The 10,755-nt window shown below is 69.7% G+C and carries 8 protein-coding genes and 1 pseudogene; 6 read left to right on the top strand and 3 right to left on the bottom strand.

Features of this window, described 5'->3' with window-relative positions; translation table 11 throughout:
* Positions 1–396: 396 nt before the first annotated feature.
* The 4 genes and pseudogenes from FFS52_RS03435 (at position 397) to FFS52_RS03420 (ending at position 4,827) form a co-directional block, all read left to right on the top strand.
* Positions 397–2,082 carry a thiamine pyrophosphate-binding protein gene (locus tag FFS52_RS03435; RefSeq protein WP_249356461.1) on the top strand — a complete coding sequence of 562 codons (1,686 nt, stop codon included), beginning with the start codon at positions 397–399 and terminating at the stop codon, positions 2,080–2,082.
* Positions 2,079–2,741, top strand: a pseudogene (locus FFS52_RS03430) (SRPBCC family protein); the annotation flags it as partial. The gene FFS52_RS03435 and the pseudogene FFS52_RS03430, both read left to right, overlap by 4 nt.
* Positions 2,741–3,769, top strand: coding sequence for a 3-oxoacyl-[acyl-carrier-protein] synthase III C-terminal domain-containing protein (locus FFS52_RS03425; protein ID WP_137808827.1), 1,029 nt, complete (start codon positions 2,741–2,743; stop codon positions 3,767–3,769). The pseudogene FFS52_RS03430 and the gene FFS52_RS03425, both read left to right, overlap by 1 nt.
* Positions 3,766–4,827: an aminotransferase class I/II-fold pyridoxal phosphate-dependent enzyme gene (locus FFS52_RS03420; protein ID WP_226513250.1), complete on the top strand. Its 1,062-nt coding sequence runs from the start codon at positions 3,766–3,768 to the stop codon at positions 4,825–4,827. The genes FFS52_RS03425 and FFS52_RS03420 overlap by 4 nt, the downstream gene beginning before the upstream one ends.
* On the opposite strand, the gene FFS52_RS03415 is transcribed toward FFS52_RS03420, so the two are convergent.
* Entirely contained in the window at positions 4,811–6,439 is a 1,629-nt protein-coding gene (locus tag FFS52_RS03415) for an ABC-F family ATP-binding cassette domain-containing protein (protein ID WP_137808826.1), read from the bottom strand. The genes FFS52_RS03420 and FFS52_RS03415 overlap by 17 nt on opposite strands.
* Before the next feature lie 100 nt (positions 6,440–6,539).
* Here FFS52_RS03415 and FFS52_RS03410 point away from each other — a divergent pair, with 100 nt between their 5' ends.
* On the top strand, positions 6,540–7,352 hold the full coding sequence (locus FFS52_RS03410; RefSeq protein ID WP_065632167.1) for an SDR family oxidoreductase: 813 nt from the start codon (positions 6,540–6,542) through the stop codon (positions 7,350–7,352).
* 58 nt (positions 7,353–7,410) lie between these two features.
* The gene (locus tag FFS52_RS03405) at positions 7,411–8,538 is read left to right on the top strand and encodes a lycopene cyclase family protein (RefSeq protein WP_137808825.1); all 1,128 of its coding nucleotides are present in this window, start codon (positions 7,411–7,413) and stop codon (positions 8,536–8,538) included.
* A gap of 18 nt (positions 8,539–8,556) precedes the next feature.
* Here the strand turns inward: FFS52_RS03405 and FFS52_RS03400 are convergent, their stop codons facing one another.
* Positions 8,557–9,549 carry an SGNH hydrolase domain-containing protein gene (locus tag FFS52_RS03400; protein WP_137808824.1) on the bottom strand — a complete coding sequence of 331 codons (993 nt, stop codon included), beginning with the start codon at positions 9,547–9,549 and terminating at the stop codon, positions 8,557–8,559.
* A 23-nt stretch (positions 9,550–9,572) separates the two neighbouring features.
* Positions 9,573–10,742, bottom strand: coding sequence for an acyltransferase (locus tag FFS52_RS03395; RefSeq protein WP_283205430.1), 1,170 nt, complete (start codon positions 10,740–10,742; stop codon positions 9,573–9,575).
* Positions 10,743–10,755 lie beyond the last annotated feature (13 nt).

Below are 10,755 nucleotides of genomic sequence, written 5' to 3'. Positions count from 1 at the left end.
CCCGACACCCTCGGCCACGCCTATTACGAGAAGAAGAAGGCCGAAAACAAGACCCCTCGCGAGGCGATGCGCTGCCTCAAACGCCGCCTCGCCCGCGTCGTCTACAACCACCTCACCACCGACCACCACGCCCGCACCCGCAAAGCCGACAACCCAACACCCGCCGCCGCTTGACATAGGAGCTATGAGCCGGCACCGAGCGGAGCGAGGAGCCGAGTCGAAGCCACCTGGTGACCCGACCGCTTGCCCAGACCACCACCCCCTGCCGCCGAACGTTAGCTTACGCTAAGCTAACTCACACTGAGTTGGTCCGGTTACGGACACCGGCGAATCGGCCGGCGCCGCACCGCTGTTCGGAGCTGGGGAATGCAGGGTTTGGACGCGGTAGGCGGGCTTGTGCCCGATGACGATCCGGGACGGGCGGCCGTGCCGGTGGCCGACCTCCTCGTCGCGCGACTCGTCGACGCCGGGGTGCGGACCGTCTTCGGCGTTCACGGGGCCAACATCGAAGACGTCTTCGACGCGGCGGTGCGGCACCCGCTGCTCACCCCGGTCGTCGCGAAACACGAGTTCGGGGCCGGCGCGATGGCCGATGGGCACGCACGGCTCACCGCCGAGCCGACCGCGGTCCTGACGACGTCGGGTGGCGGTGCGCTGAACGTCATCCCGGCGCTGGGCGAGGCCTATGACAGCCGCGTACCCCTGCTCGCCGTGATCGGTTCGGCGTCGACCGCCGCGGTGGGGCGCGGTGGCTTTCAAGACATGCTCGACCCGCCGGACACCGTGGACCTGCGTGCCGTGGTGTCCGGCGTCGTCGGATTCTGCGGGTTCGTCGACGAGCCGGCTCGTCTCGATCAGGTCCTCGACGAGGCGTTCGCCACCCTCGCACGAGGTCTGCCGGCCGCGGTGATCCTGCCCAAAGACGTGCAGTCCTCACCCGGGTACGCCACACCGTTGCGTTCGGGCGCACCGACCGAACTCCGGTCGATGCCCCCGGCGGTCGTCGACGGACTCGCCGACCGACTCGTCGGGGTGGCGCGCGACGGCGGGTCGGTGTGCATCTGGGCGGGCGAGGAGGCATCGCGGCTCGGATTGCACGGTGCCGTCGAGGATCTCGCGGAACTCCTCGGCGCCGGCGTCGTGGTCTCACCGGGCGGTCGCGACATCGGGCGCGGGTCCTGCTCCGGCGTCACCGGGGTGATGGGGCACCCGTCGGCCCATCGGGCCGTGCGGGAATCACAGCTGATCCTGGTGATCGGCTGCCGCATGTCGATGACCGATCGCGCCGGCCTCGACGACGCCCTCGCGGCGATCCCGGTCGTGCGTCTCGGCAGCGCGCCGCCGCGCACCCCGGCCGACGTCGAGCACATCGGGACGGCACGTCTCACCGAGACCATCGGTGCGCTCCAGCGGTCGCTCGCCGACCGGCTCCCCGGACGCCGCCCACCCCGGGTCCATCCGCTCGACCACCTGTCCGTCGCACCCTCGGCTCACGCCCTCGGGATGCGCGACGTGCTCGTCACCATCGGCGCCGCCCTGCCCGCGGGGTGCGCGGTGTTCGCCGACGCCGGGAACACCGGCGCGGCGGCGATCCACCATCTCCCGTTCGGCGACGGGCGGTTCGTCGTCGCATTGGGCATGGGCGGGATGGGATGGGGCATCGCGGCGGGGATCGGGTCCGCGATCGCCGCGCGGGACATCCGTCCGGACGGTCGGGTCATCGTCATCGCCGGCGACGGCTCGTTCCTCATGCACGGCATGGAGATCCACACCGCGATCGAACACGATGCGCCGATCACCCTCATCGTGCTCAACAACGACGCGCACGGCATGTGTGTCACACGTGAGGCGCGATTCTTCCCCGGCGCGCCGAGCGTCAACCGGTTCCGCCACACCGACATCGCGGGCGGGCTGGCCGCGATGTTCGCCGGCCTCCCGGTGCGCACCGCCGGCGATCTCCTCACCCTGCGCTCGGCATGCGACGAACTGTTCTCGCACACCGGACCGAATTGCCTCGTCGTGGAAGTGGATCCCGACGAAGAACCCCCGTTCGCCTTACTGATCTCGAGAGGTACCCCATGACCACGCACTCCTCCGCGCTGTCCGATCTCGGGGACACCGCGGCCACGCTCGACGGCGTGGTCCGGGTGGAGACCCACCCCCGTTCCGCCAACACGGCACTCGTCGTCGACAAGGTCCGCTCGGTGTATCCCCATCACCAGGTGTTCGGCGACTTCTGCCCCGTGCAGGGCTACGTCGACGCACCGCCGCGCGAACTGTACGAATGGCTGGCCGACACGCGCTCGCTCGAGGAATGGACCTACAGCACACGAGGTTTCGAGCCGACCGGGGAGCCGGACCTGTGGGTCGGATACGACCGCCTGAACGAGGACACCAAGATGTACGTTCGGACCGTGGCGAACGCCGACGCGATGACCGTCGACTACCACTGTGCCTGGGATCAGGGAAAGCACCTCTGGATGATCTACCTGATGCGCGTCGTCGACGCGCAACTCGTTCTCGACCGTCCGGGTTCGGTGGTCCTGTGGAACAACTGCCACCACCCGTTCTACGACGAGAACCCCTTACCCGAGACCGCTCCGGCCGGCCGGGAGGAGTGGGTCGGCGACCTGTGGGACATGTTCGGTGCCGGACATCAGATCGAACTCGACAACCTCGCCGCCATCGCCGAACACCGCCATCGCCATGGACTTCCGCTGACCCCCGAATGGATGCGCTCATGCCCGCCGACGCCCCCGCCGTCTCGCTCGCCGACCTCGCCACCTACCGCCCGGCCGCCCGGGTGCCGGCGGAGTTCTTCGCGCAGTACGCCGAGGACGACGAACTCGCCGGCAACGTCATGTTCCGGGCTCCGTCCTTCCGCCACCACGCGGCCGACGGTGAGACGTCGGCGGACATGATCGTCGCCGCCGCACGGCGTCTCGTCGAGCGCCACGGCGACGGATATCTCGACGACGTGGACGTCGTGCTCACCCACAGCCAGCTGCCGGAGGTCCCGGTCCGCGGGTGTGTCGGCGAGGTCGCACACCGCCTCGGCCTCGCCCCGCGAACCGTGCTCGACGTGCACAACGGCGGCTGTGCGGCCTTCGTCCACCTCATCGAGATCGCCGGAGCGCTCCTGCGCGCGAACGGAGGCCGCAAGGCCCTGATCGCGCTGGCGCAGAACAGCGCCGGACAGATCTTCACCCAGGAGCAGGTACGGGTGAAGGCGCAGGCCGCGATCCCCGGTGACGGCGCGGCCGTGGCGATCCTGACTCTCGGCGACGAGGGTAACCCGGTGCTGGGGACCGAATGCCGGTCCTTCGGCCAGTTCTCGGCGGACATGACCGCCGTCGCACAGCCGGAACGCAAGTACTGGGAGGCGGGCCCGGGTCAGATCCATGTCGGCTTCACCGAGGCCAAGATCGCGAAAGTACTCGCCCGCGGGAACCGGATGGTCCCGGAAGTGGCTGCGGCGCTTGCGCATCGAATCGGGGTACGCCCGTCCGATCTGGACCTTCTCGTCACGAACCAGCCCAACCGGATCTTCCTGCGCAACTGGCGCGAGGCCCTCGAACTGCCCGAGTCGCGACACCCGGACACGTTCGACGACTGCGGGAACCTGTTCGCGGTCGGGATTCCGATGACTCTGGACGCGGCGATCGACGACGGGCGCGTGCGTCCCGGTGACATCGTGATGATGTCGGCGTTCGCCCATGCCGGCGACTTCGCCGCTGCCGGAGCGATCCGGTGGAGTGGGCGTTCGTGACGGTTCTGCTGCCGGCTCCGGTCTCCGAGCGCGCCACGGACCTCGCCGGCGTGCGCACCGACATCGTCGTGCGATGCGACCGGAACGAGTCCGCCTATCCCCCGTTGCCCGCGGTCGTGTCCGCGCTGCGCGACACGGTGGCATCGGCCCACCGCTACCCGTCGTTTCGTCCCGACGGTCTGCGCGCGACGATCGCCGAGCACACCGGTGTCGAGGCAGCGCACATCAGCGTCGGCGCCGGGGCGACGGCCGTACTCTCCGCGATCCTGCAGGACTCGGCTGCACGGGCCCGGGCCAGGGGTCGTACCGGACCGCGGATCGTCACCCCCGCACCGACATTCGAGGGTTTCGCGCTGCTCGCCGAGATGATCGGGCTCGGAATCGGCATCACCCCGCTGCTCGACGACGGGCGTCCCGATGTCGGTGCGCTCGCCGCGGCCGCGGGTCCGGACACCGCGGCCGTCATCGTCTGCAGCCCGCACAACCCGACCGGATTGGTCCTCTCCGACACGGAGATCCGTGATCTGCTCATGGCTGTCGACCCAGCGATCCCGGTGATCCTCGACCAGGCGTACGTCGAGTACTGCCGGAACGCACCCGATGTCCGGACGCTGGTCGACGAGTACCCCAACCTGATCGTGGTGCGAAGCCTCTCCAAAGCCCACGGTCTCGCGGGACTGCGGGTCGGTTATGCGATCGGGTCGGCGACGTCCATCGGCGGTGCCCGCCGTCACGAGGTCCCCTTCTCGATCACCGCGGCCGCCGAACACGCGGCGTCGCTGGCACTTGCCGCGTCCGACGAGCTGGCCGGACGGGTCACGGCGATGCGCCGCGAACGCGATCGAATCGCCGACGCGCTGCGCGACTCGGGCCACCCGGCGCTGCCGAGCGAGGCGAATTTCGTGTTCGTGCCGGGCACCGACGGCATCGAGTTCGGGCGGCGGCTGCGGGCCGCGGGGGTCGTCGGCCGGGAGTTCGCCGAACACGGTCACCGGCTGACGGTGCCCGACCGCGCCGGGACCAATCGGGTCATCGAGGCGATCAGGCGAGCTCGATGAGCTCCTGATACTCCTCGCTCCAGTGGTCCTCGGTGCCGTCGGGCAACAGGATCACACGCTGCGGATCGAGCGCGGCGGCGGCGCCCGGATCGTGCGTGACCAGGACGACGGCCCCGGTGTAGCTGCGCAGGGCGTCGAGGACCTGTTCGCGCGAGATCGGGTCGAGGTTGTTGGTCGGCTCGTCGAGGAGCAAGACGTTCGCCGCCGAGGACACCAGCCCGGCCAGCGTGAGCCGGGTCTTCTCACCGCCGGACAGCGTGCCGGCCGGCTGATCGAGCTGGGCGCCGCTGAACATGAACGCGCCCAACAGGCCTCGGAGGTCCTGCTCGCCCGCGTCGGGTGCCGCGTGCCGGATGTTCTCCCACACCGACGCCCGGTCGTCGAGGGTGTCGTGTTCCTGCGCGAAGTAGCCGATCTTCAGACCGAATCCCGGCTCGATCGACCCTGTGTCCGGCTTCTCCACTCCGGCAAGCATTCTCAGCAGCGTCGTCTTGCCCGCGCCGTTGAGGCCGAGGACGACGACGCGACTGCCCTTGTCGATCGCGAGGTCCACCCCGGTGAAGATCTCCAGCGAGCCGTAGCTCTTCGAGAGTCCGGACGTCATCAACGGTGTCTTGCCGCATGCGGCCGGTTCGGGGAACCGGATCCGCGCGGTGCGGTCGGCCACCCGCTCCTCGTCGAGGGCGTCGATCATCCGCTCCGCGCGCTTGAGCATGTTCTGCGCGGCGGTCGCCTTGGTCGCCTTGGCACCGAGCTTCGCGGCCTGCGCGCGCAGGGCGGACGCCTTCTTCTCGGCGTTGGCCCGTTCGCGACGACGGCGCTGCTCGTCGGTCGCCCGGGCATCGAGGTACCGCTTCCAGCTCATGTTGTAGATGTCGGCCTCACCGCGCACCGCGTCGAGGAACCACACCCGGTTCACCACGTCGGCCAGTAGGTCGACGTCGTGACTGATCACGACGAGACCCCCATCGTGGTTCTGCAGGAAGCTGCGGAGCCACGCGATCGAGTCGGCGTCGAGGTGGTTGGTCGGTTCGTCGAGCAGAAGGGTGGTGTCGGATTTCCCCGAGCCGTCGGACGCCGCGAACAGGATGCGTGCGAGCTCGATCCGTCGGCGCTGACCGCCGGAGAGTGTCCGCAGCGGCTGCTCGAGAACCCGATCGGGCAGACCCAGGCTGTTGCAGATCCGCGCGGCCTCGGATTCGGCGACGTATCCGCCGAGGGCGGCGAAGCGCTCTTCGAGGCGTCCGTACCGCGCCACGGCCTTGTCCCGCAGCTTGTCGTCGGCGGCCTCGGCCATCTGCGCCTGCTGCTTCTCCATGTCGCGCAGGATCTCGTCGAGACCGCGCGCGGAGAGCACCCGGTCCTTGGCCAGGACGTCGAGGTCGCCCTCTTTGGGGTCCTGCGGGAGGTAACCGAGTTCACCGGACCGGCGGATCGATCCCGCGTAGGGTTCGGTCTCGCCGGCCAGGATGCGCAGCGTGGTGGTCTTGCCGGCACCGTTGCGGCCCACGAGGCCGATCCGGTCGCCGGGCTGGATGCGTAAGGCGTCGCCGGGCGCCGCCAACAGGGTCCGAGCGCCCGCTCGTACCTCCAGGTCGGTCGCGGTGATCACGACGGTCGATTCTACCGGTGCCGCGCCACTGCTTTTTCCACGTGCGGACCCCGGCGCCGTGCGGCCGAGTCGACCACCCCCGTCACGGTGGACCGATACGGTGTGGGACGTGACGCACTCCACAACGATTCCGCAGAACTTCCCGCAGTCCTCCGACCTGACCGGCCGGTCCGCGCTCGTCACCGGTGCCAGTCGCGGCATCGGTGAGGCGATCGCGACGGAACTGGCCCGTCGCGGCGCCTCGGTCGTCATCACGAGCCGGAAGGCCGAGCCACTCGAGGAGGCGGCCGGCCGGATCCGGACGGCGGTGCCCGGAGCGACGGTCTCGGCGTGTGCGGGCAACACCGGCGACGCCGACGACCGGGCGGCCGCCGTGGCCGCGGCCGTCGCACAGGGCGGCGGCATCCACATCCTGGTCAACAACACCGGGATCGCGCCGCTGGCCGGCCCACTGATGGGGGCCGACCTCGCCGCGTACCGCAAGACGTTCGACACCAACGTCGTCGCCGCGCTCGGGTTCGTCCAGGAGGCCTACCGGGCGGGCATGAAGGACACCGGCGGGTCGGTCGTCAACATCTCCTCGGTCGCGGGCCTGCGGTCGACGGGCGTGATCGCGGCGTACGGCACGTCGAAGGCGGCGCTGATCCGTCTCACCGCCGAACTCGCCTGGGAACTCGGACCGAACATCCGGGTCAACGCGATCGCCCCCTCGATCGTCCGGACCAAGTTCGCATCCGTGTTCACCGAGGGGGACAACGAGGCCCGCGCGGCGAACTCGTACCCGATGAAGCGAATCGGGGAACCCGAGGACGTCGCCCGGGCGGTCGCCTTCCTCGCGAGCGACGAGTCGGCGTGGATCACCGGCGAGACCCTGGCCGTCGACGGTGGCATGCTCGCCACCGGCGGTTCGTGACGTCCCTGCCCGACGACACGTCACCGTCCGGATCGCCGCCCGCGCCGAAGGACAGGATGTGAGTTCCGGAGTCATCGTCGCGGGGGCCGGGCCGGCCGGCCGCGCCCTCGTCCACCGCCTGGCCCGTGCCGGCGTACCGGTCACCCTGGTCGATCCGTCCCCCGACCGGTTCTGGCGGTCCACGTTCGCATGCTGGTCCGACGAGTTGCCCGAGTGGGTCGACCCGTCCGCCGTCGCCGCCCGGACCGCGCGCATCGGGATCGCGGGCCGCGAACTCGAGGAGGTGGCCCGCGGCTACACCGTCTTCGACACCCCCGGCCTGCAACGGTCACTGACCCTCGACGGGGTTCCGACCCGTTCCGCCCGGGTGGTCGAGATCGACGGCGCGCGTGTGCATCTCGATGACGGTTCGGTCCTGACCGGCGATGCCGTGGTCGACTGTCGCGGTGCGCTCCCCCACGACGCACCTCGACAGACCGCGTACGGGATCGTCGTCGACGCAGAGGTGGCCGCACCCTTGCTGGACGGGCACGAGGCACTGCTCATGGACTGGCGGGGTGGCGCGACAGACCGCCGGGCGCTGCCGTCCTTTCTGTATGTCGTGCCGCTCGGCGGGGGCGAGTACCTCCTCGAGGAGACCTGTCTCGCCGGGCATCCCGCCCTCGGTCTCGACGAACTCGAACGCCGCCTGGCCGCGCGGCTCGGTGGGATGCCGTCGGGGATCCGGCGGGTCGAGCACGTCGACTTCCCGCTGACCGGCTCGTCACCACACCCCTGGCGCGATCCCGTTTTCCGGTTCGGCGCCGCGGGCGGTTTCAAGAACCCGACGACCGGCTACAGCGTCGCGACATCGTTGATGTGCACCGACGCCGTGGTGGCCGCTCTCGCCGCGGGTCGAGAACCCGCCGCGGATCTGTGGCCGCCGTCCACCCGTGCGGTACACAACCTGCGTCTCCGTGGGCTCAGCGCTCTGCTGGGGCTCAGTCCGTCGCAGACGGTCGCCTTCTTCGAGGCGTTCTTCACGATGCCCCTTGCCGCACAACGCAGTTACCTGAGCAGACGGGACGATCTCACCGGCACTATGAGCGCGATGACCAGGGTCATCGCTGCGGTCGACATGCGTACTCGCGTCGTGGTGGCGCGCGGCGCGATGTCCACCCCGGCGTGGGCCGGCGACGCCGGTTGATCGGCACCTGCGGTCCGGTCAGGGCTGCGCACTCAGCGCCGGCGCCATGACCTCCTCGACAGGCCCGGACAGATACCGGGCGTCTTGGCCGGTGAGGTGGAACTTGCCCGAGTACACCAGTTGCTCGGCGATCACCGCCGGGCAGGTCCCCGCACAGAACCACGGGTCGACATCGACAAAGGTCTGACCGGTGAGCTCCGCGGCGCCCGACCAGCCCGACTGGTCCGGGAGCGCCGCGGCCGCCGGCTCCGCGCACCGGGTGAGTTCGGTGGGATCGGCTGCCACGCACTCCGACGGGCTCTCCGCCGGTCGCGGAATCCCGCCGAGCAGAAAGGTTCTGGTGCCCGCGGGCAGTTGATCGATCGTCGTCACCAGACCGTGCCGCCACACCTTCGCCGTGGTATCCCGTCCGGGTCCCTGATTGCCGCCGTCGTGGTGGCCGGCCAGCACGACGATCTCCGCGTTCTCCCGGGCGATGGTCGCCATCCGCCAGTCCTGCCAATCATCGCACTCGGTGTAGGACCGGTTGAGCTGCCACTGGTAGTACGTCAAAGCCGCTGGACCGCAGTTGCTCTTGGTCAAGGCGAGTACCCGCCACCCGTTGCGTTTGCCGATGAGGTCGAACGCCGAGTGCCACATCGATGCCGCGGAGTCGCCAATCAGTGCCATGGTCCGGTCGCTCGTCGTGTCACCGCGGGTGCACGGTCCGAGGTCGTCGAGCCGGCTGACCTCCAGCGGCGGCTCGCATCCCTCGACCGACCACTGGTCGGAGTAGTCGCCCCCGGCGGCGAGCAACTCGTCGTTGGTGATGGCCGATGGCAGGTCCTGCAGGGCGGTGGCCGCCTGGACGGCGGCGAGGACGTCGGTGGTGGACACCGCCGCCGCGACGGGCTCCGATGCCGAACTCGTCGCGGTACCCGACCCGTCGGGCATCGCCTGGCATCCGGCCACCAACACGGCAGCACACAACGACACGGCCGCAACGACCTTGCCGGTGACTTTCCTCGTCATCCGACGATCCTTTCGCGAAACTCTCAGAACAACTGCTGGACAAGGGGAACAGGGAGAGCCCATCGATAGCGCTCGAAGGCCGCGACCGCGAACACCAGGGCGACGCCGACCGGAACGATGGCCAGGCTCCACCACGGCCGCGCGGCGAGGGTGCGTGACCGACGGATCGGATTCTCGAATGCGTGATACATGATCGCCGCGCACACCACGGTCACGCCGATGAGGAGCAGCTGCGTCGGCAGCGAGAAGTCGGCACCGATGCGGGCGGCGGTGATGGTGAACAGCGGCCAGTGCACGAGGTAGAGCGAGTAGGAGATGTCGCCGAGGTAGACGAGCACGCGAGTGCCCAGTACCGACATCGGAACGGTTGGCTGCGTGCACATTCCGGCGATCAGAACGGCCGCCGTGCCGAGCACCGGAATCGCGGCCACCGAACCCGGGAATCCGCTCGTGTCGTCGAGGGCGACCACCGACCACGCGATGGCCGCGAACCCCGCCCAGGCGACCCCGGCGGTCACGACCTTCCGCGCTGACACCGCGGTGGCCAACCATGGCCGCGCGACGGCGAGCAGACAGCCGACCGCGAGTTCCCAGGCGCGAGTGAGGGGCGAGTAGAAGGCCTCGACTCCGTCGAGCGGGGTCAGCAGGATCGAGTACAGGAAACTGGCCGCGGCCAGGACGGCCAGGAGCCCGAACAGCAGCGGTCGCAAGGAGACTCGTCTCGTGCGGGCCGCGGCGCCGATCGCCAGGATCACCAGCAGCGGCCAGACCAGGTAGAACTGTTCCTCGACGGCCAGCGACCAATAGTGTTGCAGCGGCGAGGGATCACCGCCGAGCCGGGCGTAGTCCGACCCGGTCTCGATGAAGTGGAAGTTCGCGAGGAACAGCGACGCGGCCGTGGCATCCGGCAGCACCCGGGCGCCCCGGACGAAGTTGGTGAACTCGAAGGTCGCGATGACGGTCAGGACGATCATCAGGGTCGCGGCGGGCACGATGCGCCGGGCGCGCGCGGCGTAGAAGCCGAGGAACCAGACGCCCCGCGACGCGGCGGGCCGCCGCAGGAGCATCTCGGTGATGACGTACCCCGAGATCACGAAGAAGACATCGACCCCGATGAAACCGCCTGGGAAACCCGGCATTCCGACATGGTCGAGAATGACCACCAGAACCGCGACCGCCCGCAGGCCCTGCACGACCGTGCTCCGG

Source organism: Gordonia sp. ALPHA1B1 (genome assembly GCF_005502615.1).
Lineage (GTDB): Bacteria > Actinomycetota > Actinomycetes > Mycobacteriales > Mycobacteriaceae > Gordonia > Gordonia hongkongensis.
Note: the sequence above shows the minus strand (reverse complement) of the source record. Positions and strands in the feature narration are given on the sequence as shown.

Excerpts from the sequence above, each read along its gene's own strand:
- FFS52_RS03400 (WP_137808824.1), bottom strand. The coding sequence starts at position 9,549 with ATGACGAGGAAAGTCACCGGCAAGGTCGTTGCGGCCGTGTCGTTGTGT.
- FFS52_RS03425 (WP_137808827.1), top strand. The coding sequence starts at position 2,741 with ATGCCCGCCGACGCCCCCGCCGTCTCGCTCGCCGACCTCGCCACCTAC.